This window comes from Kitasatospora sp. NE20-6 (assembly GCF_045862635.1).
On record NZ_BPRL01000046.1, the window covers coordinates 56,545 to 83,527 of the forward strand.

General features: G+C 73.5%; 14 protein-coding genes and 1 pseudogene. 9 read left to right on the top strand and 6 right to left on the bottom strand.

Annotated elements, in window-relative coordinates:
- Positions 1–333: 333 nt before the first annotated feature.
- From pepN to SNE206_RS27900, 4 genes are all read left to right on the top strand, one after another.
- A complete protein-coding gene (gene pepN / locus SNE206_RS27885; protein WP_407916260.1) occupies positions 334–2,916 on the top strand; it encodes an aminopeptidase N in 2,583 nt (860 codons plus the stop codon).
- A 288-nt stretch (positions 2,917–3,204) separates the two neighbouring features.
- Complete coding sequence (locus SNE206_RS27890) at positions 3,205–4,560, top strand: ferric reductase-like transmembrane domain-containing protein (RefSeq protein ID WP_407916261.1); 1,356 nt, start codon at positions 3,205–3,207, stop codon at positions 4,558–4,560.
- 58 nt (positions 4,561–4,618) lie between these two features.
- Entirely contained in the window at positions 4,619–5,104 is a 486-nt protein-coding gene (locus tag SNE206_RS27895; RefSeq protein WP_407916262.1) for an FMN-binding protein, read from the top strand.
- Positions 5,101–5,979, top strand: coding sequence for an FAD:protein FMN transferase (locus tag SNE206_RS27900; protein ID WP_407916263.1), 879 nt, complete (start codon positions 5,101–5,103; stop codon positions 5,977–5,979). The genes SNE206_RS27895 and SNE206_RS27900 overlap by 4 nt, the downstream gene beginning before the upstream one ends.
- A 43-nt stretch (positions 5,980–6,022) precedes the next feature.
- Here the strand turns inward: SNE206_RS27900 and SNE206_RS27905 are convergent, their stop codons facing one another.
- The 4 genes from SNE206_RS27905 to SNE206_RS27920 form a co-directional block, all read right to left on the bottom strand.
- The gene (locus SNE206_RS27905) at positions 6,023–6,253 is read right to left on the bottom strand and encodes a hypothetical protein (protein ID WP_405011241.1); all 231 of its coding nucleotides are present in this window, start codon (positions 6,251–6,253) and stop codon (positions 6,023–6,025) included.
- A 21-nt stretch (positions 6,254–6,274) separates the two neighbouring features.
- Positions 6,275–8,401, bottom strand: a complete 2,127-nt coding sequence (gene malQ / locus SNE206_RS27910) for a 4-alpha-glucanotransferase (protein WP_407916264.1) — start codon at positions 8,399–8,401, stop codon at positions 6,275–6,277.
- Between the two features lie 568 nt (positions 8,402–8,969).
- Positions 8,970–9,434, bottom strand: coding sequence for an SUKH-3 domain-containing protein (locus tag SNE206_RS27915; RefSeq protein WP_407916265.1), 465 nt, complete (start codon positions 9,432–9,434; stop codon positions 8,970–8,972).
- A gap of 27 nt (positions 9,435–9,461) precedes the next feature.
- On the bottom strand, positions 9,462–16,544 hold the full coding sequence (locus tag SNE206_RS27920; protein ID WP_407916266.1) for a polymorphic toxin-type HINT domain-containing protein: 7,083 nt from the start codon (positions 16,542–16,544) through the stop codon (positions 9,462–9,464).
- A gap of 751 nt (positions 16,545–17,295) precedes the next feature.
- Between SNE206_RS27920 and SNE206_RS27925 the strand changes: the two genes are divergently transcribed.
- Positions 17,296–21,102 carry a beta-N-acetylglucosaminidase domain-containing protein gene (locus SNE206_RS27925; RefSeq protein WP_407916267.1) on the top strand — a complete coding sequence of 1,269 codons (3,807 nt, stop codon included), beginning with the start codon at positions 17,296–17,298 and terminating at the stop codon, positions 21,100–21,102.
- Here the strand turns inward: SNE206_RS27925 and SNE206_RS27930 are convergent.
- Together SNE206_RS27930 and SNE206_RS27935 are read right to left on the bottom strand one after the other, a co-directional pair.
- Positions 21,092–21,757, bottom strand: coding sequence for an HAD family hydrolase (locus tag SNE206_RS27930; RefSeq protein ID WP_407916268.1), 666 nt, complete (start codon positions 21,755–21,757; stop codon positions 21,092–21,094). The genes SNE206_RS27925 and SNE206_RS27930 overlap by 11 nt on opposite strands.
- 111 nt (positions 21,758–21,868) lie before the next feature.
- Positions 21,869–22,486, bottom strand: coding sequence for an HNH endonuclease (locus SNE206_RS27935; protein WP_407916269.1), 618 nt, complete (start codon positions 22,484–22,486; stop codon positions 21,869–21,871).
- 339 nt (positions 22,487–22,825) lie between these two features.
- Here SNE206_RS27935 and SNE206_RS27940 point away from each other — a divergent pair, with 339 nt between their 5' ends.
- The 4 genes and pseudogenes from SNE206_RS27940 to SNE206_RS27955 form a co-directional block, all read left to right on the top strand.
- The gene (locus SNE206_RS27940; RefSeq protein WP_407916270.1) at positions 22,826–23,935 is read left to right on the top strand and encodes a mechanosensitive ion channel family protein; all 1,110 of its coding nucleotides are present in this window, start codon (positions 22,826–22,828) and stop codon (positions 23,933–23,935) included.
- Positions 23,936–24,130: 195 nt separating this feature from the next.
- Positions 24,131–25,327: an ROK family transcriptional regulator gene (locus SNE206_RS27945; RefSeq protein WP_407916271.1), complete on the top strand. Its 1,197-nt coding sequence runs from the start codon at positions 24,131–24,133 to the stop codon at positions 25,325–25,327.
- 109 nt (positions 25,328–25,436) lie between these two features.
- Entirely contained in the window at positions 25,437–26,789 is a 1,353-nt protein-coding gene (locus tag SNE206_RS27950; protein WP_407916272.1) for an extracellular solute-binding protein, read from the top strand.
- A 10-nt stretch (positions 26,790–26,799) separates the two neighbouring features.
- Positions 26,800–26,983, top strand: a pseudogene (locus SNE206_RS27955) (sugar ABC transporter permease); the annotation flags it as partial.

Here is a 26,983-nt window from a genome sequence, read left to right on the forward strand (position 1 = left end):
GGCATGATTCACCCTCCCAGGGCACGGGAACCCGACCGCTCCCGCCCCTGCCGCGCCCTTGCGGCGGAGCTCGTTGTGACCGGCGGTCCGTCACCCTGCGGTGTCGGATCCTCAACCGGGCGTTCATCTTCAACTTATGAACTCTAAGCTCAGCCAGGCCCGCAAGACAGAGTCAAGGGCGAAGACAGATCGTTGCGAAACCTCAGCCACAGCCCTACGTCGAGTGTCGTAGGCATGCGGCCGCACCGCCCGGCGACCCGGAAATCGCAGGTCCGCGCGGGTCACGCGCGTGGGAGGATGCCCCTACCCAAGCCTGACGAAGGAGTCCTGCGAGTGCCTGGCACCAACTTGACCCGTGAGGAGGCCCGCACCCGGGCCGCGCTCCTGCATGTGGAGTCGTACGACATCGAGCTCGACCTGGGCTCCGCCCGCGACGGCGGGACCTTCCGGTCCACCACCGTGGTCCGTTTCTCCGCCACCACCCCGGGCGCCTCGACCTTCGTCGACCTGGTCGCGCCGAGCGTCGCGGAGATCGTGCTGAACGGCGAGTCGCTCGACCTCGCCCACTTCGCCGACAGCCGGATCACCCTGCCCGGTCTCCAGGCCGACAACGAACTCAGAGTGGTCGCCGACTGCGCCTACACCAACACCGGTGAGGGCCTGCACCGCTTCGTCGACCCGGTCGACGGCGAGACCTACCTGTACACGCAGTTCGAGGTGCCGGACGCCCGCCGCGTCTTCGCGAACTTCGAGCAGCCCGACCTCAAGGCGGCGTTCCGGTTCACCGTGACCGCCCCCGCCGGCTGGGTCGTCGTCTCCAACTCGCCCACCCCCGAACCGGCCGGCGAGGGCGACACCCGCGTCTGGGCGTTCGAGCCCACCCCGCGGATGTCCACCTACATCACCGCGCTGGTCGCCGGCCCGTACGTCGGCGTCTTCGACGAGTACGCCGCCGGTGCGCAGCGCGTGCCGCTCGGCGTCTACTGCCGTCCGTCGCTGCGTGAGTTCCTGGACGCCGACGCGATCTTCGCCGTGACGAAGCAGGGTTTCGACTACTTCCAGGAGAAGTTCGACTTCGCCTACCCGTTCGCCAAGTACGACCAGCTGTTCGTGCCGGAGTTCAACGCCGGTGCCATGGAGAACGCGGGTGCGGTCACCCTGCGCGACCAGTACGTCTTCCGCTCCAAGGTCACCGACGCCTCCTACGAGATGCGCGCCGCGACGATCCTCCACGAGCTCGCCCACATGTGGTTCGGCGACCTCGTCACCATGGAGTGGTGGAACGACCTCTGGCTGAACGAGTCGTTCGCGACCTTCGCCGAGGCGGTCTGCCAGGCGGAGGCCCCCGGCTCCAAGTGGCCGCACTCCTGGACGACCTTCGCCAACCAGATGAAGACCTGGGCGTACCGGCAGGACCAGCTGCCGTCCACGCACCCGATCATGGCGGAGATCAACGACCTGGAGGACGTCCAGGTCAACTTCGACGGCATCACCTACGCCAAGGGCGCCTCGGTGCTCAAGCAGCTGGTGGCCTACGTCGGCCAGGACGCGTTCTTCCAGGGCGTGCAGGCGTACTTCAAGCGCCACGCCTGGGGCAACACCACCCTCCCCGACCTGCTCGGCGCCCTGGAGGAGGCCAGCGGCCGCGACCTGAAGACCTGGTCGAAGGCCTGGCTGGAGACCGCCGGCATCAACGTGCTCCGCCCCGAGCTGCACATCGACGGCAACGGCGACATCGAGTCCTTCGCCGTGCTGCAGGAGGCCCCCGCCCTCCCGGCCGGCGCCCGCGGCGAGGCCGTCCTGCGCCCGCACCGGATCGCGGTCGGCCTCTACGAGCTCGTCGACGGCGCCCTGGTGCGCACCGACCGGATCGAGCTCGACGTCGACGGCCCGCGCACCGAGGTGCCCGAGCTCGTCGGCCGGCACCGGCCCGCCGTGCTGCTGCTCAACGACGACGACCTGTCCTACGCCAAGGTCCGCCTCGACGAGGACTCGATGGCCGTCGTCACCGAGCACCTCGGCGCCTTCACCGACTCCCTCCCCCGCGCCCTGTGCTGGTCCTCCGCCTGGGACATGACCCGCGACGGCGAGCTGGCCACCCGCGACTACCTGTCGCTCGCGCTGTCCGGTCTGCAGGGCGAGAGCGACATCGGCGTCGTCCAGTCGGTGCAGCGCCAGACCAAGCTCGCGCTGGAGATGTACGCCGACCCGGCGTGGCGCGAGGAGGGCCTGCAGCGCTGGGCCGCCGCCGCCGAGGAGCAGCTGCGCGCCGCCGCCCCCGGCAGCGACCACCAGCTGGCCTGGGCCCGCACCCTGGCCGCCGCCGCCCGCACCGACGGGCAGCTCGGCCTGCTCGCCGCCCTGCTGGACGGCTCCGGGACGATCGAGGGCCTCGCCGTCGACACCGACCTGCGGTGGACCCTGCTCGCCCGGCTCGTCGCCGCCGGCCGCGCCGACGACACAGCCGTCGACGCCGAGCTGGCCCGCGACAACACCTCGTCCGGCCAGGAGCACGCCGCCAGCTGCCGGGCCGCCCGGCCGACCGCGGACGCCAAGGCCCAGGCGTGGGAGTCCGTGGTCGAGTCCGACACCCTGACCAACTACGTGCAGGAGGCCGTCATCGGCGGCTTCCAGCAGGCCGACCAGCGCGAGCTGCTCGCCCCGTACGCGGCGAAGTACTTCGCCGCGGTCAAGGGCATCTGGGAGACCCGCAGCCACGAGATCTCGCAGCAGATCATCGTCGGCCTGTACCCGGCCTACCAGGTCGAGCAGGCCACCGTGGACGCCACGGACGCCTGGCTGGCCTCCGCCGACCCGGCGCCCGCACTGCGCCGCCAGGTCGTCGAGGCGCGGGCCGGCATCGAGCGTTCCCTGCGGGCGCAGGCCGCCGACCGGGCCGCGGGCGCCCAGGGCTGACGCCCCCCGCCGCCGCACCGGCCGCCCCGGGCCACCCGCCCGGGGCGGCCGTCGTGCTCCTCGGGGGGGGTCGAGGGGCACGGGGGCTGTCGTTCCGACCGGGTGCGATGAGAAAGCGGTGAGATCCCTGCGCCCGCCCCGGCCGCCCGGAACCACCCCTGACCTGCGGTGATGATGCCTCGACCGGCTCCGGGAGGGCTCGGCACCCATAGGCGCCTCAGAGCTTCCGGTGCCATCGTGGGCGACCTCGGCGGCACCCCGGCCGCCGACGGCAGGAAGGAGGAGCCGATGGCTGCCGTCGCCCCGCCCCGGCCCGCCCGGCCCGTGCACCGCCCGGTGCCCCGTCGGCCGGCCGGCACCGTCCCGGCCGCGGTGCTCGCCCTGATCGGTGCGGGCGCGCTCGCGGTGCTCACCGTGTGGTGGCAGGACACCGCGTCGGTGTCCGGCGCGGCCGGATGGCTCACCGGCGCCGGCCGGATCACCGGCCTGCTGGCCGGGTACGCGGCGCCCGTCCTGCTGCTGCTCATGGCGCGGATCCCCCTGCTGGAGCGGGAGGTCGGCGCCGACCGGCTGGCGCGCTGGCACGCGTCCGGCGGCCGCTGGACGGTCCTGCTGGTCCTTGCGCACGTGCTGACGATCGTCTGGGGCTACGCCCTGACGGACGGCCGCGGGGTGCTCTCCGAGGGGGTCGAGATCGTCTTCCACTTCCCGGAGATGATCAAGGCCTCGCTCGGCACCCTGGCGCTGCTCGGCACCGGCCTCGTCTCCGCGCGGGCGGCCCGCCGCCGGCTCTCGTACGAGACCTGGTACTACCTGCACCTGGTGACGTACCTCGCGGTGGCGCTCGGCTTCGGCCACCAGCTCGCCACCGGCGCCGACCTCGGCGACGGCCCCGCCCGGGCCGGCTGGTACGTCCTCTACCTCGGCACCGCCGCCCTGATCGGCTGGTACCGCCTCGCCGTGCCGTGGCTGCGCGACCGCCGGCACCGGCTGGAGGTCGCCGAGGTGCGCACCGAGGCGCCCGGCGTGGTCTCGGTCTTCCTGACCGGCCGCCGGCTTCCCGAACTCCGCGCCGAGCCCGGACAGTTCTTCCGGCTGCAGTTCCAGGCGCCCGGCCTGCGCTGGGCCGCCAACCCGTACTCGCTCTCCGCGCCGCCGCACCCGCGGTTCCTGCGGTTCACCGTGAAGGACCTCGGCGCGCACAGCCGTGCCGTGGCGGCACTGCGGCCGGGCACCCGGGTGCGCGCCGAGGGCCCGTACGGGGCGTTCACCGCCCGGCTGCACCGGGAGCGCCGGGTGCTGCTGCTCGGGGCGGGCGTGGGGATCACCCCGCTGCGGGCGCTGTTCGAGACGCTGCCCGGCGAGCTGACGCTCGTCCAGCGCGCGCGGCGGGCCGAGGACGTGATGTTCGGGGCCGAGCTGGACGCCGTGGCCGCGCGCCGGGGCGCCGCGGTGCACACCCTGCTGGGCTCGCGCGAGCAGGTCGGCGACCTCGGGGTCGCGCTGGCCCGGCTCGTGCCGCACCTCGCCGAGCACGAGGTGTACCTGTGCGGCCCGGAGGCCCTGGCGGAGGAGGCCGTCCGCGCGCTGCGGGCCGCCGGGGTGCGGCCGGGCCGTATCCACCGCGAGTCCTTCGTCCTCTGAACCCCGCTCTTCTGAACCCCCGTCTCTTCTGAACCCGCCTCCCGGAGGAGTCCGTCCCATGCGCAGAGCCGTCGTCAGCAGCACCGCCACCGTGGCGGGGATCCTGCTGCTGCTCTCCCTCAAGCCCCACGACGCCACCGGGCCGGCGGCGGTCATCAGCTCCGGCGGGTCCTCGGGCTCGTCCGGCACGTCCGGCACGTCCGGGTCCTCGGGCTCGGACGGCTCGACCGGCTCGACCGGCTCGGCCGCCGACGCGGGCTCGGCGTCGGCCCGCTCGGTCACCGGTGACGCCGCGGACACCCGGTACGGCCCCGTCCAGGTGAAGGTCACCCTCTCCGGCATCCGGATCACCAGCATCGACGTGGTGCAGTACCCCTCCCAGGACCACCGCGACCAGGAGATCAACAGCTACGCCCTGCCGGTGCTCAACCAGGAGGCGATCGCGGCCCAGAGCGCCGACATCGACGTCGTCAGCGGCGCCACCTACACCAGCGACGGCTACACCGCCTCGCTGCAGAGCGCCCTCGACAAGGCCGGGCTGTGACGGGGCGGACCGCGCCGCCGGCGCCCGCCACGCCCGTCCTCCGGCACGCCGAGCACGTGATGGGCACCGTGTTCTCGTTCGTCGTCCGCGACCCGGGGCCGGGCACGGAGGAGACCCTGCAGCGGATCGCCGCCCGGCTGCACCGCATCGACGCCGTCCTCTCCCCCTACCGGCCCGGCAGCGACATCAGCCGGCTCGACCGCGGCGAACTCGCCCTCGACGCCTGCCATCCGGACGTGCCCGCGGCGCTCGCCCGCTGCCGTGCCCTCACCGAGGAGACCGGCGGATACTTCAGCGCACGCCCCGCCGGGCGGCTCGACCCGAGCGGCTGGGTGAAGGGCTGGGCCGTCGAGGAGGCCTCCCGGATGCTCACCGCCGCGGGCTCCCGGCAGCACTGCGTGAGCGGCGGCGGCGACGTGCAGACCGCGGGCGGTCCCTGGCGGATCGGCATCGCCGACCCGCTGCGGCCCGGCCGCGTCGCCGCCGTCCTCGCCGGGCACGACCTGGCCGTCGCCACCTCCGGCACGGCGGAGCGCGGCGCGCACGTCGTCGACCCGCACACCGGCCGCCCGGCCGAGGGGCTCGCCTCGCTCACCCTGGTCGGCTCCGCGGGCACCGGCATCGCCCGCACCGACGCGTGGACGACCGCGGCGTTCGCCATGGGACCGGAACGCGGCCTCGCCTGGGCGGGCCGCCACCCGGAGGTGGAGGCTCTCACACTCCTGCCGGACGGCGCCCGGCGGTGGACCGCCGGGTTCGCCCGCCACCTGCCGCCCGCAGGACCTGCGGACTGGCGCCTGCCCCCGGCCGCCCCCGCGGCAGCGACCGCACCCGCCCCTGCACCCGCCCCCGGACACGTACCCGGACACGCCTGAGCGCCGCCGGGGCGACGGCCCCGACGGCGCTCGGACGGTGCCGCTACTTCTTCTTGCCCTTGCCCATCGAGGGCAGCATGACCAGACCGGAGATGATCAGGAACAGCGCGATCGGCAGGAGCACGTACAGGCCGATCACCTCGCCGAGGCCGATCCCCGCACCCGGCTGGTCACCGTCGTCGGGGGTCGCTGCCATCACGGGCGACGTCATCAGCATCATCAGCGTGGCCGCCGCGGTGACCGCACCGGCGCGCATTGCGTTCCTCTTGTCCACGTCACCCACGGTACCGGCCGCTCACACCGTGCCGCTCGGCGGGGTGCGCCTTCCGAGGGCGTCCGCGAGCGCCCCCGCGAGGCGGGCCGTGGACGGCTCCGCGGCCAGCCGGTCGAGCGTCACCGGATGGCCGCCGCCGTCCGCGACGGGCAGCCGCCAGTTCGGGTACTGGTCCCAGGTGCCGGGGAGGTTCTGCGGCCGGGGGTCGCCCACCGCGTCGGGCAGCCACACACCGACCAGCGACGCCGGGGTCGCCAGCAGGAAGGCGTACAGCGCCTCCGGCGTCAGGTCGGCGCCCTCGGGGAGCAGCCCACGGGCGGTCAGTTCGGTCCGCCACTCGGCGAGTTCGGTGCGGGCCGCGTCCTGCTCCTCGCCGAGCGGGTGCACCAGCAGGCCCAGGCGGTGCCGCAGCTCCACGTGCTCCCCGGTGAGGCGGGCCGCCGTCGGCGGCAGGTCGTGCGTGGTGAGGGTGGCGAGGCAGCCGGAGCGCCAGCGGTCGGGCGGCAGGATCTCGCCCTTGCGCTGCCAGTCCCGTTCGAACCACAGCACCGACGTGCCGAGGATCCCCCGCTCCGTCAACTGCTCGCGCACCCCGCGCTCCACCGTGCCGAGGTCCTCGCCGATCACGTACGCGCCCGCGCGGTGCGCCTCCAGCGCCAGCACGCCGAGCATCGCCTCCGCGTCGTAGCGCACGTACGCGCCGCGGGTCGGCGGATGCCCCGCCGGCACCCACCACAGCCGGAACAGGCCCATCACGTGGTCGATCCGGACCGCCCCGGCGTGCCGGGCCGCGGCACGCAACAGCTCGGCGAACGGCTCGTAGCCGGCTGCGGCGAGCGCGTCCGGGCGCCACGGCGGTAGACCCCAGTCCTGGCCGTGCGCGTTGAAGGCGTCCGGCGGCGCGCCGACCGAGATGCCCTCCGCGAGGACGTCCTGCAGCGCCCAGGCGTCCGCACCGTCCGGGTGCACGCCCACCGCGAGGTCGTGGATCAGACCGACCGCCATGCCCGCCTCCTCGGCGGCCCGCTGCGCGGAGCCGAGCTGCTCGTCGACCAGCCACGCCAGCCAGCGGTGGAAGTCGACCCGCTCCGCGAGCTCCGCCCTCGCCGCGGCCACGTGCGGGCTGTCGGGGCGGCGCAGGCCCTTCGGCCACTCGTGCCGGTTCGGCCCGTGCACCTCGGCGAGCGCGCAGTACGTCGCGTACCGCTCCAGCCACTCGCCCTCACGCGTGGTGAACGCCCGGAACGCCGCCGCCCGGCCGACCGTCCGCGGCACCGCGTACAACTCCTGAAGGGCCTCGCGCTTCAGCGCCCACACGGCGTCCCGGTCGATCAGGCCGTCGTGCTCCAGCACCTCCGCGCGCAGCCGCTGCGCCCGCGGCCCGTACCCGTCGAGCGGCGCGTAGGCGTACTCGGGGACGGCCTCGACGCGCAGGTGCACCGGGTCGGCGAAGCGCCGCGACGACGGGCGGTACGGCGACGGGTCGGAGGGGACGCCGGGCATGCCCGCGTGCAGCGGGTTGATCTGCAGGAAGCCCGCACCCAGCTCGTGGCCCGCCCACCGCGCCAGCTCCGCGAGGTCGCCCAGGTCGCCCATGCCCCAGGAGCGGTCCGACAGCACCGAGTACAGCTGCGCCAGGAAGCCCCAGCTGCGGCCCTGCGGCTCCGGCAGCCGGGCCGGTGCCACGATCAGGGCCGCGGACGCCTCCCGCGGGCCCGCCTTCGCCGTCAGCCGGTGCCGGCCGAGCGGCAGATCGGCGGGAAGCCAGTGCGAGTGCCCCTTCGGCAGCGCCCACCGGCCGCCGTCCTCCAGCTCGACCGCGAGCTCCGCCCCGGCGGGCACGTCCAGTGCCGTGCGCCGGCCCTGACGGACCACCACGCACGGCGGCAGCAGCCGGGCGGCCACCGTACGGCGGTGCTCCGCCAGCTCCGCCCGGACGGCCTCCGGCGTCGACGCGTCCACCCCGAGCGAGGCCAGCACCGCCACCAGGGTGTCCGGCCCCACCGGCACCGGCCCGCTGCCGGGGTCGTACGTGTCGTCCACCCCGTGCGCGTGCGCCAGCGCCACCAACTCCGGCGGCGGGGGCGGCGCGTCCTCGGCGGGCACCTGCGCGCTCCCGGTCTGGTCACGGTCGAGGTATGCGGCCACTCTGCGGCTCCCTGCGGTCAGCCCGACACAGTCAGCACAGTCCTACCCGCCGCACGGCCCCGCGAGACCGAACGACACGGACGCGGCCGGGAGCAGGAGCGGGCGGGGACGGCCGCCGGCAGGCTGTGGCGGGAGGGGCGGCCGCGCCGTGACCCTCGACGGCTCCTGCACCGCCTACGTCGTCCCCGACTCCGCGCACACCGGCGACGGGGCGACAATGCCGTCGCGGCACCGTCGAGACCGCCCCCGACAGGTTCCGGTCCGTCACCCTGCAGACGGCCCCGTCGGACGGGACCCGAAGATCGCCGACCACGGCCCGGTCACCCGCACAGCAGTCGTCACGTTCTCGGGCTACGGCATCCCGGTCAGCGTCGACCGCCCAGTGGCGATCGCGTCCGCCTCCGAGGTGACGGCGGCGGGCCGACGGCCGGTGTCGATACCGGCCCGGATCGGTTCAGGACCCCGCACCCCGCTCGTGGACATACACGCACCATCGGCGGCACGACCGGCTCGGAGAGTTCGCCCAACAGCCGGCCGAACTCTCCGCCCTCCATCCACCCAATGAACTCTAATCCCCTAGATCCACCGGTGGCACGCCACCGACGAGCCTGTCGAGAAAATCATGGATTCCCCTTCCGCAAAATCCAAGAAACGGGCTGAACCCGCAGTAGAATGCCCCTTCGCCGCTCATCGAGAAAAATAGCCCATAATCGGTCTGAGCCAGGGGGAAAATGGGACCCGACCCAGCCCGGGAGCTCCATCCCGAAAGGGTTTTCGAGCCAATGTTACGAGAGGCTCGGCCAGCATCGAAGAATATCTGGTCGATAAATCCCGACCCCCCATGATGGGGATATCTCAGGGATATTCCGTCCAGCGATTCGATGACGCTCACGACAGACGCCGGAAGGGGCAAACCCATCTCTTCGGCCAACGCCGAACAGGCGGGAGGGACCCGCACCAGACGCTGCGGAAACCATCCGGCAGCCAACAAGGCCGTACGCACCTCGGTGCTCAGATCCTCATTGCTTATCATGCGGGCCCCTCCCTCCAAATTACGACCCTACCCTACACGCGTCGCACCACCTCCGATGAGGATCGGGAAGCAGGACAGCGGGCACGGGGCCACCGAGTCACCTGACTGTCGATAAACGGTCCCGAATTCCAGGTTGCTGAGCTGAGCCAACTCGTCGGTAGGGGCCGTGGAAAGAGCGGTATTACATGCCCGAATCTCGGCACAGTTGTTCCAGGCCCACGGGTGGCCTCCGCCGAGGCCCGCTCGCTCGGTGAGCGCGTCCTCGTAGAACGGGTGCCCGTGGTTGGGGCCGCTGTAGGCGGTCTGCCACTCTCCGGGCGTTCCGTCACCGGAATCCCTGAGCCGCGCCGCGGCCACCTTCTCGACGTCTGCCGGAGCCTTCTTGGCCGCGTTCCTGGCCGCGAGGAGGCATTCCTCGCCGGTGTTGTTGTGAACCAGCACCGGACGGTATCCGGCCAGCACGTAGTACGTGTGCAGGTCGGCGACGGTGAGGTTGTAGGCGGTCTGCGGCGCGGTGGTGTAGGAGCGGACGGTCAGCACCGTGCTGGTGGTGCCGTCCAGGTTGCGCAGCTCGTCGCCGGTCCTGAGGTCCTCGGCGTCGGTCCACCGCTGGGTGGTGATGTCCCAGTACGGGTGGTGCGCCGTGGAGGTGATGGACTCCTTCTCTGCCGGAGGCCCGCGGGGCCCTGCCGAGGTGAGGACGAGGTCGGTGTACTCCGTGTCGTGGTGACCGACGATGAGCGCCGTCACGGCGCGGGCGGCGGTGGCACCGGTCTGCGGGTCGGTGGCGGCGAGCTGGTCGCCGACCTGGACCTTGTCGATGGCCTTGGTGCTGCCGTCGGCGAGCTGGACCTGCGTGCCGGCCGGGAAGCTGTTGCAGCCGCCCCCGCCGGAACCCGTGCTGGGCCGGGCGGCCTTGCTGCCCTCCGTGGCTTCCTTCGCCGCAGTCTGGCCGGCACGTCCACTGACGCCGGCGGCCGACTGCTCCGCCTTCTGGGCGGTCTTGGCCGCGACCGCGGCACCGACGCCCAGGGCCGCCAGTGCGGTGGCTCCGACGGCAATGCCCGCCTCCACGGTCACCGCCGTTGCCGCACCCGCGACCATGGCGGCCGCGCCGAACTCGGCGGCGGCGAGGGCACCGTTGGCTGCTGCGGGCACGATGATCGCGGCGCAGGCCGCGGCCGTCATGATGATGCAGGCAGCTGCGCCCACCACCACCGCGGTGATGACCATCGCGGCGATGACCGGGTGTTCCTCGACGACCTTGACGACGGCGTGCGCCGCGCTCTTGGCCTTGCACTTGAGCCAGCCGCCGAAGCCGCCGCACTTCTTCTTGTTGTCCTTCTTGCCGCCGCCGTTGTCGCCGGTGTCACCGTTGCCGGCGTTGCCGCTGCCGTTGGTGGGGGTGGTCGGAGGGGCGCACGGCGGGTGCCAGTTGGAGGCGCAGTCGTTGCCACCGCCACCGCCGCAGTTGACGACGAACATGCCGCAGCCGCTGCTGCTGCTGTTCTTCTCCATGGTGTCCTGCATGAGACCCGACGGGTCGCTGGCGTTGACCGGGTCGTTGCCGCTGTACGCGTAGCCGTTCCACTGCTGGGGGCTGGAGACCGCCAGGAGCGGGTCGGGGTTGAGGAAGCGGCCGTGGACGGGGTCGTACTCGCGGGCGCCGAGATTGGTGAGTCCGGTGGCGGTGTCGAGCGTGCCGCCGACGAAGCCCTTGTCGCCGGCCCAGGCACCGGCCGCGGGCTGGGTGCCGCGGGTGTTGCCGAACGGGTCGGTGGGGCGTCGGCTCACGGTCTGCTGGGCGTCGGTCTCGATCTGGACGCCGTTGGTGCCGTGCGGGTCGGAGGCCTGGTAGACGAGCTTGCCGCCTCCGGTGGCCGCGGTGACCCGGGTGATGGTGATGCCGCCGGGGGCGGAGTAGTAGCGGACGTCGGACATGGACCCGGAGGCGGTGTCGAGCGTCAGCTCGTCCGACCCGAGGTTGAGCGTCGTCTTCACGGGGTTGCGGCGGATCAGCTGGTTGCCGTCCGCGTCGTAGAGGTAGGTCGTGCCCGCGGGGTCGCCGGTCTTGGCGATGCCGTCGAGCTTGTCCTCGCCGTTCCACGTCAGGTTGGTGGTGCCGGCGGTCTCGGTGACGGCCGTGGTGTTGCCGAGGACGTCGTACTGGTACGTGGTGTCCTTGGTGGTGCCGGCCGCCGTGACCGAGGACTTCAGCAGGGCGTGCGGGCCGCCGGTGCCGCCGCCGGTGTTCGGCAGGGAGGTGGCGGTGTTCACGGTGGTGCCGAAGGTCTGGGCCGTGGTGACGTCCTTGGTGGTGTCACCGGTGACGTCGTGCTGGACCAGCGAGGTGCGGTTGCCGGTCTTGTCGTAGGCGTACGTCTGCCAGTACGGCGCCGGGCCGCCGACGCTGGGCTTGGCGGGCGAGCCGCTCATGGCCGGGCCGTTGGCGTTGGTGCAGCCGCCGACGCCGGGGACGGACGGTGCCGCCGCCGTGGTGACGGTGCCGGTGTCGGTCCAGGCGTTGGTGAGGCGGCCCAGGTAGTCGTAGGTGAAGCACTGCCGGTCGGTCGCCGTGGCGCTCTGGAGGTCGCTGACCGAGGTGAGCCGGCCGACCTGGTTGTAGGTGTAGCTGGTCTGGTCGAGCGAGGTGGTGCCGACCTGGCGGTCCAGGTTGTTCTGGATCAGCCGCCCGGTCGCCCAGTCGTACTGCTGGGTGGAGACGACCTGGGTGCCCCAGTCGCCGACGGTGGTGCGGACGGCGCGGCCGGCCGCGTCGTACTGGACGTCGGTGACGAGGGTGCTGTTGCCGCCGGAGGCGAGCAGCAGGCCGGTGTCGCTGTAGAGGTAGTCGACGCCCTCGGCGGGCAGGCCGCCCATCGCGGGCATGTCGGTGTGGACGAGCGAGCCGAGGATCGGCGAGTAGTCGTTGTGCGAGGTGTAGGTGCCGGTCAGGGCGCCCTCACCGGCCGGGATCGTCACCTTCGAGTCGGTCGGCCGGTACATGGTGTCGTACGCGGTCACCTCCGAGGTGTAGGCCTTGCCGGTGGCGCCGCCCACGTAGCGGGTGGAGCTCGCCGGCTGGCCCTTGGCACCGGCCACGGTGTCGTACGTCCAGCTCGCGAGCAGGTTGGCCGGGGCCGCGCTGCTCCTGTACATCGCGGTCTTGCGGCCGAGCAGGTCGTACGCGTACGCGAGCTTGTTGCCCTTGGCGTCCGTGGTGGAGGCGATCCGGGAGTCGGCGTCGTACGCGGTGGTGGTCGTGCCGGTGTCCGGGTCGGTGACGGCGGTCTGCCGCCCCCGCAGGTCGTACTGGTACGACCAGACGTTGCCGGACGCATCGGTCCGCCTGTCCGGCTGGCCGGCCGCCGTGAACGTGTACGAGGCCACGTCGGCGTCGAGGGCGTTGCCGGTCGCGGTGGCGGTGCGGTACTGCCACAGCTGGGTGGTGCGGCCGCGGGCGTCCGTGACGGTCGTCGTGGGCCTGGCACCCTGCGGCGGGGTCGAGTCGGTGCGGTCGACGCCCGGGTAGGCGGTGGACGACGTCCACTGCTGCTGCCCGTAGGAGACGAACGCACTGCTGGTGACCCGGCCCTGGCCGTCGTAGGTGGCCCAGGTCTGGGCGGGCACCTGCGAGTCCTGCGGGGTGAAGATGCTGCCGTTCGGCTGGGTGGTGCTCTCGTAGTAGGGCGCGGAGGTCTTGATCGCCCAGCCGTGCGAGTCGTACACGGTGTCGGCGATCAGCCGGCCGGCGCCGCCGGTCGGCAGGCTGGTCTGCGTCTGGCGCGGGCGGCCGAGGCCGTCGTACAGCTCGGTCCTGACCGAGTAGGTCTCGCTCTCGGTCAGCGACTTGGAGGTGACCACGGACGGCGCCGTGACACCGTTCACCGCGTAGGCGAACGTGTAGTTCGGCGTCAGGCTGGTGGCGCGGTCGGCCGTCCAGACGTCGGTGAGCCGGCCGAGCGCATCGTACTTCCGCGTGGTGTGGCGGGCGTTGGCGTCCGTCGACTCCAGCGGCAGGTTGCGGCCGGGGTCGAAGGTCTGCGAGGTCGCCCAGGTGGCGCCCATCGGCGTGGTGAGCGTGACCTTCGTCGGAATCGTGCCGGTGGCCGGCGAGAGGTCCGTCGTGGTCGCCCTGCCGTCCGGGCCCGCCGAGGTCCTGACCCGGCCGTAGGCGTCGAACGTGGCCGTGGTCAGCGTGGTGTACACCGCGTTGCCGGAGCCGTCGTAGGAGTCGATCGTGTCGGACGACGTCGGGTCGCCCGTGCCGCCGCCCTGGCCGAAGGGCTTGCCGTCGTAGAAGGTCCGGGTGTCCTTCTGCGTGTTGGCCGCGGTCGGCGTGGTGCCGCAGGGGCCGGTGACGACCAGCTCGCGGGAGACGAGCACGAGCAGCATCGGGTCGGTGCTGGTCGCGTAGCTGTTGGTCGAGCAGATCTCCGGTGCGGCGGCGGTGCCGTCGCCCTTGTCGTCGATCTGCAGCGGCCGGTTGCCGTTGGCCGGGTCGGTCGTCATGACGGTGCCGGTGGACCGCCAGGTGCCGTCCGCCTTGCGGGCCCAGGAGGTCGACGTGGACCTGGTGCTGCCGAAGCGGGCCACCAGGTCCGGCATGCCGTTCTTCTGCTTGTGCGTGGCCGTCACGAGGTCGTTGCCGGTGACCGTGGCGGAGGCGCCGATGATCGCTCCGCCGGCCTGGTCGTAGCTCTGGCTGCCGAGCACGCCGCCCGCGCGCCAGGTGTCGTCCGTGACGGAGACGGCGGTCGCACCCGGGTACGGGGTGAAGGAGACGCCGACCGCCCGCTTGGAGCCGTCGGCCTTGTAGTCGCCGTCCATGCCCCGCAGGTAGGTGCTGACCTGCTGGGTCTTCGGCGCCTCGCCCGGGTAGGCGCTGCCCGAGGTGGAGGTGACCGTGGCGTAACCGCGGAACTCGTCCCAGGTACGGGACTTGGGGTCGGTGTACTCACCGTCGTTGCGGTGCCAGGCCGCGCCGCCGCCGTAGGTGTAGTCGGTGGACTTCACCAGGGCGCCGGTGACCGCGTCCTGCTCGGTCACGGAGGACACCAGGTACTTCTGGAACCAGTCCTTCACCGGGTCCTCCGAGGACGAGCCCGGGAGGTACCAGTTGACCGGCATGCAGGCCATGGTGTTGGAGTCGGCCGCGGCCGGCATGTGGTTCGCGGTCCGGGAGCACTCGGTGTCCCGGTAGTTCACGTTGATCTTCCCACCGGTCTCGGTGGTGATCTGCTGCATGCGCGGCCGGTTGAACGCCGGCTGGGCCGGGACGAGCCCGTCCACCCGGTTGGCCAGCTCGCGCGGGGTGAAGGTCACCGCCGGCAGGGCCAGTTCGGCCTGGCCGTTGGTGCCGGAACGGGTGATCGAGTCGAGCCACAGCGACGGCTTGGTGCCGTCACCCGGGTTCGGGAAGGAGTGCTTCAGCTTCCACAGGTCGACCGGGCGGTAGTCGGTGCCGACCAGCACCTGCGTCTCGATCTTCGAGAGCATCAGCGGGGACCAGAAGGACGGCCCGTAGTTGGTGCAGGCGCCGGTGGAGGCGCAGTTGAGGTCGAGCGGGGTGTCCGGCCAGTTGTTCTGGTTGGCCACGGTCCGCTGCGCCGTGGTGCAGGTGATGCTGCCGGACTGGAAGCACCGCTCCTCGGTGGTGAAGAGGACCCTGGACGCCGCCTTGAGCGCGCCCTTCGCCGTGACCTGCGCGCCCAGCTGCTGACCGTAGGCGATCTGCTTGAGCTCGGTGGCACGGACGTAGGAGGTGAGGGTGCCGGTGCCGTTGTTCTGGCCACCGCCCCGGCTGTAGTGGTTGAGGTCCTGCTGGTAGCCGAAGGTGACCAGGTTCTGGTGCGGGTCGACGACGTAGTCGAGGTTCCAGCGCCAGCCCTCCTGGCACCAGGAGGCGGTGCCCTTGGCGGAGTCGTAGCAGTCGTCGCCGCTCTTCGGCGAGTAGACCGGCTCGTAGGCCACCGAGTTGGCGGCCGGGTCGGAGTGGTCGCCGCCCGGCAGGTGGTTCTGGCCGAAGTAGTACTGGGTGCCGTCCGTGGTGGTGACGCGCCAGAACTCGCCGTTGCGGGCCTCGTTGGCGGCACCGGTCAGCTGCTCGATCCTGGAGCCGTCGTCGCCCTGCAGGCGCCATGTGCCGGTGGTGTCGTCCTTCACCAGGACGCCGGAGTGGCCGCCGAGGTTGAGCACGGCGTTCTGCCCGGACCAGCACATGTCGCTGGAGTGGGCGAGGCCGTCCTTGTCGCAGCTCTGGTAGGAGCGCTCGACGAAGCCGGGCTGGTAGTCCCAGCCCTCACCCGCCCAGGAGGACTGGGAGTTCTGCGCCGACGTCTTGCCGTCGACCGCGGAGGAGTCGTAGCCCAGGGAGACCGAGGGCGCCGCCCCGCCCAGCGTGGGGGGCGTGGAGACCGGGTACGAGTACGTGAAGTTGCCGACGTTCGTGCCGGAGCCCCAGGCCGCCGACGGCGACAGCGGGGTCGCGGCGTAGGTGCCGGACGGGCCGCCGGCCGTCGTCTCGGTGGCCAGCACCGCGGACGGGGCCGCAGCCGCGGCCTGCACGAAGTCCGCCTGGACGGTGCCGCTGCCGCTGCTCTTCGCGGCCTTCGGCGCGCTCGCGGCGGAGAGCGGGACCTCGGCGGTCAGCACGCCCGTCTTCGGGTCGACGGAGGACGCCACCGGCGTCCTCGTGCGGCAGTCCGCGGCGTCCGGCGTGAGCGCCGCACAGGCGGGCAGCGCCACCAGTCGGGTGCGGTCGGTGAACGCCGCGCCCTGCAGGGCCTTCAGGTCGAGCGCGACCTTCACGCTCTTCGCCTGGCCGGCCCCACCGGGGGCGGCGTCGGTCAGGGTGACCCGGCGGCCGGTCGCGGACTTCCCCTCGGAGTCCGCGACCTTCACCTCGACGGAGTGCACCGGGCCCCGGGTGCCCGGGGCGACCTTGACGGGCAGCTGCCCTGCCTGGACGGCCTTCCCGGCCTCCAGGGCGACGGTGGCCGATCCGGCGGCCGCGGCCGCCGCTGCGGCCGGCTTCCACGTCGCCGGCACCGGGTACGCCGGCGCCTTCGGCGTGGACGGCACGAGGTTCTTGCCGTTGACGGACTTCATGCCCGCCCCGGGGGCGGCCCCCGGCGGCGTCCACACCTTGCCGTGCGGCCGGCGGGCCGCGAGCGCCTCGGCGGAGGGCGCCCCGAGCAGGGTCGTGAGGACGGCAAGAAGGCTTATCAGGCCCAGCCAACGAGACCGCGTATGCAGCCATCGTGCGACCGGCCCTGGAGCTGGTATCGCTCTCAAGGAACAGGCTCCCATGGTTAAGCCCGAATGGGCTTGTCGACATAGTGATCCGAGGATCAGGCAGACCCTACGGGGACGACCGGATCTGACGTTCGAACAATTCGCCCTGTGCAGAAGGCGTTTGCCAAGTTTTTACGACCGGTGTTCTGCCTGATCAGGACATATGGCGACATGCCGAGCCGTCGATTCCGGAGCCCGCGGAGAGGAGCACTTCGTTCCGCTCCGAACGTTCGCGGCGGGCCCGCGCGGACCGGGCCGCAGGGGCACATCGTCACGACACGGAACAGATCGGGCGCGCGCCGGAAATGCCGCCCGCCTCCCGGACGGGCCGCCCCCGGGAATCACCACCGGCACCCGCGGGCACCGCACCGGCCGCTTGCGGCCACCTCCGGCCGCCTCCGGCCCCGGGAACGACCCCGTGCACTTTCTCCGCATATCGGGCATACCTGTCAGCGGCGTTGACACCCGACCTGTCACCTGGTGGGCTGGCCCGTCGAGGCGGGTGCAGGTGGTCGACCGGGCGGCAGGGCCGGTGAGCTGCACGTTCGGGTGCGGAGGAGGTCCGGTGCAGGCACGGGTGTCGGTGGCCGCCGGGCGGCGACTGAGGCAGCAGCTCGACCAGAGCGCCTCGCTGCGCGAACTCCTCGACCATCCGGTCGCGCTGACGGCCCGTCGGACGGCGGCCCGCACCGCGCGGCAGCTGGCGCCGAAGGCCGCCGACCGCTTCATCGCCGACATCAAGGGCACCGAACCGCTGCTCGCCTCCGTGCGCGCCGAACGCCGCGCCGGCGCGCCCGGCCGCCGCCGCAGCACCCTGCAGCTCGCCGCCACCCTCTCGGCCGCCGCCGTCGTCGGCGGGCTGCTCGCCGGGCCCGCCGCGGTCGCCGCCGTGCCCGCGATCGGCGACCGCACCGTCAGCACCTCGCCCGTCACCCCGCTCGGCTCGATCACCGAGCCGCAGGTGTACCCGCGCCCGCAGCAGCTCGTGGCCGCCGGCGAGGCGGTCTCCGTGCCGGACACCGTCGGCCTGGTCACCGCCGGGCACGCCGACGCGCCCGCGGTGGCCGCCGTCCGCCGGGTGCTGGGCACCGCGGGCGCGACCGACATCATCGGGGCGGACCCGTCCGCGGCGCCCGCCGCCGGCTCGCTGGTCGTGTACGTCGGCGGCCCCTCGGAGGGCGCCGGCGGCGACACCGACCGGGTGCTGCGGCAGCTCGCCGCGGCGGGCGGCCGGGCCGCCTCGGACCTCTCGCCGGCCGGGCTCCCGTCCGGCGGCTACGTCCTGGCGGCGGGCCGCCTGCCCGCCGCGGGCGGCGGCACGTACGGCGCGGTGGTGCTGGCCGGCGTCGACGCGACCGGCACCTTCTACGCCGCGCAGAGCCTGCGGCAGCTGCTCGCCCCGATCGCGGCGGGCCAGGGCCAGGCCGCCGCCGCGGCGGGCCGGGGCCTGCCGGGCGTCCTGATGCGGGACTGGCCGACCGGTGCGCCCGTCCGCGGCACCGCCGAGTCGTTCTACGGCACGCCGTGGACGACCGCCGAGCGGCTGGACCAGCTGGACTTCCTCGGCAGCACCAAGCAGAACTTCTTCCTGTACGCGCCCGGCGCCGACCCGTACCGCACCGCCCGCTGGCGCGAGGCGTACCCGGCCCCGCAGGCCGACGCGCTGCGCCGGCTCGCCGAGCGCGCCCGCGACAACCACGTGGTGCTCGGCTACTCGATCGATCCCGGGCAGTCGTTCTGCTACAGCTCCGGCAAGGACGTCGACGCGCTCGTGGCGAAGCTCGACGGCCTGCGCCGGCTCGGTTTCGGCGCCTTCCAGCTGCAGTTCCTCGACGTCAGCTACGAGGAGTGGCACTGCCCGGGCGACCGCCGCACCTTCGGCACCGGTCCGGCCGCGGCCGCGAAGGCCCAGGGGGCACTGGCGACCGAGGTGCAGCGGCGGCTGATCGCCGCCCACCCGGAGCTGGCCCCGCTGACGGTGGTGCCCACCGAGTACCAGAAGCAGGGCGCGACGCCGTACCGCAGTGCGCTGGCGGCGGCGCTGCCCACGGGCGTGCAGGTCGTCTGGAGCGGCGGCTCGGTGATCGCCGCGGAGGTGACGGGCAGCCGGCTCGCCGAGACGGCCGGGCTGTTCGGCCGCCCGCTGGTCACCATGGACAACTACCCGGTGAACGACTCCACGCCGGACCGGCTCTTCCTCGGCGGCTACACCGGCCGCGACCCGGCGGTGGCGTCGCGGTCGGCGGCGCTGCTGACCTCGGCGATGACGCAGCCGGTCGCCTCCCGGCTGCCGCTCGCCACCGCCGCCGACTTCGGCTGGAAGCCGGACGGCTACCGCGCGGCCGACTCGGTGCGGGCCGCGGTGCACCTGGTGGCGGGCGGCGACGCGGGCGCGCAGGCGGCACTGACCGCGCTGGCGGGCAACAGCGCCTCCTCGCCGCTCGACGAGCGGGAGTCCGGCTACCTGGTGCCGCTGCTGGAGCGCTTCTGGGCGGCGCTGGAGCCGTCCTCGGGCGGGGCGCCCGACCAGGCGCGGCTGCACGAGGCGGCGGAGCCGGTGAAGGCGGCGTTCGCGACGATGGCCGGGGCCCCGGCGGCGCTGGCCGCCGAGCCGGTCGCGGAGGACGCCGGACCGTGGCTGGAGCGCCTCGCCGCGTACGGCCGCGCCGGGCAGGCCGCGCTGACGATGCTGATGGCGCAGCGCAGCGGCGACGGCAGTGCGGCCTGGCAGGCCCGGGTGGGCCTGCGGGAGCTGCGGGAGGAGCTGGCGCACGGCGCGGTGACGGTCGGCGGCGGGGTGCTGGACGCCTTCCTGGAGCGGGCGCTGCGGGATGCCGACACCTGGGCCGGGTCCGGGGCCGGTGCGCCGGTGCCCACCACGACGATCGGCACGGCGAACGACCACGTGCCGGGGCTGATGACGGACGGCGCGGCCGACACGTTCTACTGGAGCGCCGAGCCTCCGCAGACCGGCGACGCGGTCGGCTTGGACCTCGGTGCGGGCCGTCCGCTCGGCCGGGTGACCGTGCTGATGGGCTCGTGGGGCGACGGGCCGGACGCCGCGTCGGCCGCCGACGACTACCTGCGGGACGGCGTGCTGGAGTACACGACCGGCAGCGGCGGCTGGCGGCAGCTGGCGCTGGTGCACGGCCGGAAGAGCGTCTCGGTGAGCGCCCCGGCGGGCACGGTCGCGAAGGCGGTGCGGCTGCGCGCCGTGACGGGCCAGAAGACCGCGGTGGCGGTGCGGGAGTTCTCCGTGACCGCGCCGGACGACAACCCGGCCGTGGTGACGGGGCCGGCCGCGGCGCCCGGTTCCTCGGCGGACGCGGTGCTCGACGGCGACCCGGACACGGCGTTCCGGGCGGCCGACGCGCCGACGGTGGCCTCCGAGCCGCTGACGGTGGAGCTGGGCGCGGCCCGGCCGCTGGACCGGGTCACGGTGCTCACCGACCCGACGGTGCTGGCGACCGCGACGGTGTCGGTGCGCGGTGCGGACGGCGGGTGGACGCCGATCGGCGACCTGAAGCCGGGCTACAACGAGCTGGCCGCGGGCGGCCGGGCCGTCGACGCGATCCGCCTGATGTGGGCGCCCGGCCTGCAGGCGCCGGTGGTCAACCAGATCGTGCCCTGGTACGCGGACGCCCCGGCGGCGCAGCTGAACCTCTCCGACGGCAGCGTGGACGTGGTGTCCGGGCAGGCCGTGCCGGTGATCACCAAGGCGGTGCTGGTGTCGGGCCGTCCGGAAGGCGTCAGCGGGGAGCTGAAGGTCGAGGTGCCGGCGGTCGCCAGGGGCCTGACCGTCACCCAGGGCTCCGCCGTGGCGGTGCCGCGCGGCAGCCGGGTCGGGGTGCCGCTGCAGGTGGCCGCGGCGGCGGACACGCCGTCCGGCACGTACCGGGTGCCGGTGACGTTCACGGCGGGCACGCTGACCCTCCGGCAGGAGCTGGAGGTGCACGTGGTGCCGCCGACCGGCGGGCAGGACCTGGCCAGGATCGCGACGGCGACCTCCTCGGCGGACCGTACGCCGGAGTACCCGGCCGCGCGGATCAACGACGGCGACCTGCAGACCCGCTGGTCCTCGCCCCCGGTGGCCGGCTCGTGGATCCAGCTGGAGCTGCCGCAGGCCGTCCGGCTCGGGTCGGCGGTGCTGCGCTGGCACGAGGACGCGTACGCCTCGGCGTACCGGCTGGAGTCGTCGCCGGACGGCGTGACCTGGACGACCGTGGCGGCCGTGGACGACGGCCGCGGCGGGGTGGAGAAGGTGCGCTTCGACGCCCCGAACACCCGTTTCCTGCGGATGCAGGGCGTCACCCGGGGCACGCAGTACGGCTACTCGCTGTGGGGCGTCGAGGTGTACGCGGTCACGGGCTGAGCCCTGCCGCCGGGAGCAGTTCCGTGAGGGAGGTCAGGGCGCCCGGGGTGCGGCCGCTGCGGTCGAGCAGCCGGGCCTGCATCCCGGCGGCGCGGGCCGCGGCGACGTCCTCGTCGGGGTGGTCGCCGACGTGCAGCACCTGCCCGGGCGGGACGCCGAGGCGGGCGGCGGCGAGCCGGTAGATCGCCGGGTCGGGTTTGCGCAGGCCGCAGTCGACGGCGCGGACGACGACGGCGAAGTGCGGCTCCAGGCCGGTCCAGGCGAGCTCGGCGTTGCCGTTGGTGGTGAGCGCCAGCGGCAGCCGCCGGGCCAGCGCGGCCACGGTGGCGGCGACCTCCGGGTAGAGCGTGGTGGAGCGGGCGCGGGCGGCCATGAAGGCCTCGTACGCGCGCGGCCCGAGGTCGGGGCGGTCGGGGGCGCGGCGGCGGGCGGCCTCGGCGAACGCGGCCTGCCGGAGCTCGGGCAGGGAGGCCCCGGGGTGCAGCGCCCCGACCTCGGTGCGGATCCGCTGCAGCCAGGCGACCTGCACGGCCGGCCCGCCCAGCTCGGCGCCGAGGAAGGCGGCGGCGTCGGCGATGGCGGTCGCGAAGGAGGCGCCGAAGTCCCAGAGGGTGTCGTCGCCGTCGAAGGAGAGGGCGGCGATCGTCGGTGGCACGGGTCGGGCTCCCGGAGGTGGTGGCAGACGGCGGGCCGCCGACGATCCCGCTGGGGGTTCGCCGGCGGCCCATGAGGCGTACCGAAGTCTGACGGGCAGGCCCTTTGTCTGTCAGGCGGAGAGCGGTTCGGGCTCCCCGCGGCGGGTCGGGTGGGTCCTGACGGCCGGGACCGGCAGTGCACCCGCGTGGTCGAGATGGTCGTGGTGCTCGTACTCGCGGAACTGCTCCAGGCCGCCGTACGGCTCCAGGTAGGGGCGCCAGCGGGGGTCCTTGATCCCCGTGCCGATGACGCGCCAGGCCAGGCCGCTGGGCGGGGCCGGGGGGCGCTTCATCCGCCAGCCCAGCTCGGTGAGGTGGCGGTCGGCCTTGGTGTGGTTGCAGCGGCGGCAGGCCGCCACGACGTTGTCCCACCGGTGCTGGCCGCCCCGGCTGCGCGGAATGACGTGGTCGACGCTGGTCGCGGCGGCCCCGCAGTAGACGCAGCGCCCGTGGTCACGGGCGAACAGGGCGCGGCGGGTGAGCGGGACGGGCCCGCGGAAGGGAACCCGCACGAAGCGGGTCAGGCGGACGACGGACGGGGCCGTCAGGGTGTTGGTGGCGCTGTGCAGAGTGATTCCGGAGTCCTCCAGGCTGACCGCCTTGTGGTTGAGGACCAGGATGAGGGCGCGGCGGGTGGAGACCACTCCGAGTGGCTCGTACGACGCGTTGAGGACCAGGACATGCGGCACGGATGCCTCCTTGGACGCCTGCGGCGCGTGGCTCGCGCCGGGACGAGCGGGTGATCGCATTGCGGCGCGATCTCCCCCAGTGTCGCCTCACGTCTTCGTGCGGCGCCACCATTCCCGTGTAACGGACCGGATGTGGAATCCGTCATAGGCGGTATGCCCACGCACCGGGCGTGGTGCACACGTCGCCCCCGGTGAGGGCCCCTGCGGGCGGGTCGCGGACGGGTCGCCGGGGCCGCGGGACGGGTCGGGACGGCCGCTAGGGTTGGACGGGACGGTCCGCCAGCCGGGCCGCGCCGGTGCCGCGCGCCGGCCCGACCCCGCTCCACGGAAGGCCCGCACGTGTTCCGGTCCGGTCCCACCGGTCTCCTCGCCGAAGCCACCCCCTCGCCCGCCCAGCCGTCCCTCGACCTGAAGCTGCCGACCAGCGCGGGCGAGGTGTCGGCCTCCACCAAGCAGGCCGCGAGCTGGCTGGACCAGAACTGGCAGAGCTGGGTCGAGGGCGGGGTGCGGATCGTCTTCGTCGTCGTGCTGGCGCTGGTGCTGCGGGCCGTCGTCCGCAAGCTGATCACGCAGCTGATCACCCGGATGGGCCGCGCCACCGAGGAGGAGGCGGAGGTGGGCCGCCTCGGCGGGCTGCTGGCCAACAGCGGGGTGGTGAACACCGAGCGGCGCCAGCAGCGGTCCGAGGCGATCGGCTCGGTGCTGCGCAGCGTGGCGTCGTTCACGATCCTGGGGACGGCGGCGCTGATGGTGCTGTCGGCGCTGGGCGTGAACCTGGCGCCGCTGCTGGCGAGTGCCGGGGTGGCGGGTGTGGCGATCGGCTTCGGCGCGCGGAACCTCGTGACGGACTTCCTCTCCGGCGTCTTCATGATCATGGAGGACCAGTACGGCGTCGGCGACGAGATCGACACCGGCGTGGCCAGCGGCACCGTGCTGGAGGTCGGCCTGCGGGTGACGAAGCTGCGCGGCGCGGGCGGCGAGATCTGGTACATCCGCAACGGCGAGGTGAAGCGGATCGCCAACATGAGCCAGGGCTGGGGCACCGCGACCGTCGACGTGCAGGTGGGCTACAAGGAGGACCTGGCCCGGATCGAGGGGCTGATCACGGACACCGCGGAGCAGCTCTCCAAGGAGGCCCCGTACGACGAGCTGATCTGGGGCCGGGCGAAGGTGCTGGGCGTCGACTCGGTGGCCACCGACTCGCTGGTGCTGAAGATCGAGGCGCGCACCACGCCGGGCAGGTCGCTGCAGGTGGCGCGGGCGCTGCGGCAGCGGCTCAAGCTGGCCTTCGACGAGGCCGGGGTGAAGCTCAAGGACGAGGCGGTCACGGTGGCGCAGCCGGCCGGCCCGGTGGCCGGGGAGATCGCGGCGCCGTCGGCGCTGGCGGACCCGGCGTCGCCGCAGTCGGCCGCGGCGAAGCCGATACCGGCGCAGCAGCCCGTGGAGTAGTGCGCCGCCGCTCCTGCGAGGGCCCCCTGGATCCGTCGGATCCCGGGGGCCCTTCGCGTTCGCCGGTAACGCTTCGACCTCGGTCCATTGACACCCCCGGGGCGACGATCTACCGTCCTCCCAGGGATTGGAAACTTTCCTAACAGTCGCCGGGGAAGCACCCCTGACGGCACCGGCCGGCCCCGACGGAGGAGGATGCGAGACGTGACCGACACCACCCGCACCCCGCTCGCCGGGACGCCCAGCCTGCTGCGCGCCATCAACGACCGCGCCGCGCTCGAACTCCTGCTCGCCAACGGGCCGCTCTCCCGCACCCAGATCGGCACCCTCACCGGCCTGTCGAAGCCCACCGCCTCCCAGCTGCTCGCCCGGCTGGAGGCCGCCGGCCTCGTCGTGCCGGTCGGCACCACCGCCGGCGGCCCCGGCCCCAACGCGCAGCTCTACCAGGTCAACCCCGCCGCCGGGTACGTCGCCGGGCTCGACGTCAGCACCACCCACGTGCGCGTCGGCGTCGCCGACATCACCGGCACCACCCTCGCCGAGCACCAGGTCGCCACCCGCGGCTGGCCCGCCGCCGCCACCGTCGCGAACGTCGGCGCCGCCGTCGCCGAGACCGTCCGTCAGGCCGGGCTCGCACCCGGCAGCCTCCGCGAGATCGTCATCGGGGTGCCCGGCGCCCTCGACCCCGCCACCGGCCGGCTCCGCTACGCCTCCCACCTGCCCGGCTGGCACTCGCCGCGGCTCGTCGCCGAGCTGGAGGCCGGGCTCGGCGCACCCGTCGCCATCGAGAACGACGTCAACCTGGCCGCCATCGCCGAGCAGGCGTTCGGCGCCGCCGCGGGCTGCGAGGACTTCGTCCTGCTCTGGGCCGAGGAGGGCATCGGCGCCGCCATCGTCATCGCCGGCCGCCTGCACCGCGGCTTCACCGGCGGCGCCGGCGAGGTCGGCTACATGCCGGTGCCCGGCGCCCCGGTCGTCCACGACGTCCGCCGCAAGAACTCCGGCGGCTTCCAGGAGCTCGCCGGCGCCGACGCCGTCCTCGCCCTGGCCGTCGAACACGGGCTCGGCGCGGCCGGCGCCCAGGAGGCCGTGGCGCTCGCGCTCGACACCCCCGGCGCCGGCGACACCTTCCTCGGCATCCTCGCCGAACGGATCGCCGTCGGCCTCGCCTCCATCGTCTCCGTCGTCGACCCCGAACTCCTGGTGCTCTCCGGCGGCGTCCCGGCCGCGGGCGGGGAGCGGCTGCGCGCCCTCGTCCAGGAGTCGCTGGCCCGGATCGCCATCCCCCGGCCCGAGGTGCGGTGCACCGCCGTCCCGGGCTCCCCCGTCCTGCACGGCGCACTGCAACGCGCCCTCGCCACCGCCAGGGAAGCGGCCTTCACGACCCACTGACCGCCGACCCCATGCACCGCACGCCGTTCCCCCCGCACCGCACACCATCCCCCACGCACGGGCCGAAGGGCGATGACGCCTGCCCACGCACCCCCAGGAGGACCCTCCAGTGCACACCACCCCCAGCGCGGCGCGCCGCGCGATCGCCGCCCTCGCCGGCACCGCCTGCCTCGCGCTGCTCGCCACCGCCTGCACCGGCCAGCAGCAGGGCGGCGGGGACGACGGCTCCGCCCAGGGCAAGGACGTCACCATCACCTTCTGGCACGGCTGGAGCCAGGAGAGCGAGACCAGGGCGATCGAGACCAACGTCGCGGCGTTCCGGAAGCTGCACCCCAACATCCACGTCAAGGTGGTCGGCAACATCGCCGACGACAAGAGCGAGCAGGCCCTGCGGGCCGGCGGCGACGCCGCCCCCGACGTCGTCTCCTCCTTCACCACCGACAACGTGGGCAAGTTCTGCTCCGCCAAGGTCTGGGCCGACCTGGCGCCGTTCCTCAGGAAGGACGGCATCGACCCCGCCAGGACCTTCCCGTCGGCGATGCTCACCTACAGCGGCTACCAGGGCAACCAGTGCTCGCTGCCGCTGCTCGGCGACGCGTACGGCCTCTACTACAACAAGACCGCCTTCGCCGCCGCCGGGATCACCTCACCGCCGAAGACCTTCGGCGAGTTCGAGGCCGACGCGGTCAAGCTGACCGTGCCGAAGGGCGACGGCTACCAGCAGCTCGGCTTCATGCCGAACTACCACGGCTACGAGTCCACCACCACGCACTTCCTCGGCCAGTACGGCGCCTCGTACTTCGGCCCCGACGGCAGGTCCGACATCGCCACCGACCCCCGGGTCGCCGCGATGTTCACCTGGCAGAAGGACCTCGTCGGCAAGCTCGGCGGCTTCGAGAAGCTGGAGAAGTACCGCGCCGGCTTCGGCGACGAGTTCAGCGCCAAGAACCCGTTCACCACCGGGCAGGTGGCGATGGCCCTCGACGGCGAGTGGCGCACCGCCTCGCTCGCCGAGGACAAGCCGGACTTCGAGTGGGCCACCGCACCGTTCCCGGTGCCGGACGACCAGGCCGCCACCTACGGCCGCGGCTACCAGACCGGCACCGTCATCGGCATCTCGGGCACCAGCCGCAAGCAGACCGCCGCCTGGGAGCTCGTCAAGTACCTGACCACCGACACCGACGCCGTCGTGGGCTTCGCCAACGCCATCCACAACGTGCCCAGCACCCTGGCCGCCCTCGACTCCCCGAAGCTCGACGCGGACGCCGACTTCCGCACCTTCCTGGACATCGCCCGCAACCCGCACTCCTCGACCACCCCCGCCTCCGTCAACGGCGGCGCCTACCAGGTCTCCCTGCAGAACCTCGGCTACGCCTACGAGTCCGGCACGCAGCACGACCTCGCCGCCGGCCTGCGCGCCACCGCGGACGAGATCGACGCCGCCGTCGACCAGGCGAAGTGACGGACGCCCCATGGCCCTCACCGCACCCGGCGTCCCGGCGGCGCTGAAGCGCAAGCACCGCCGTGAACGCGCCCGCACCCTCGCCTTCCTCTCCCCCTGGCTGATCGGCTTCGGCGTCTTCTTCGCCTACCCGCTGCTGTCCACCGCGTACTTCTCCTTCATGAAGTACGACGGCTTCACCGCCCCCGCCTTCA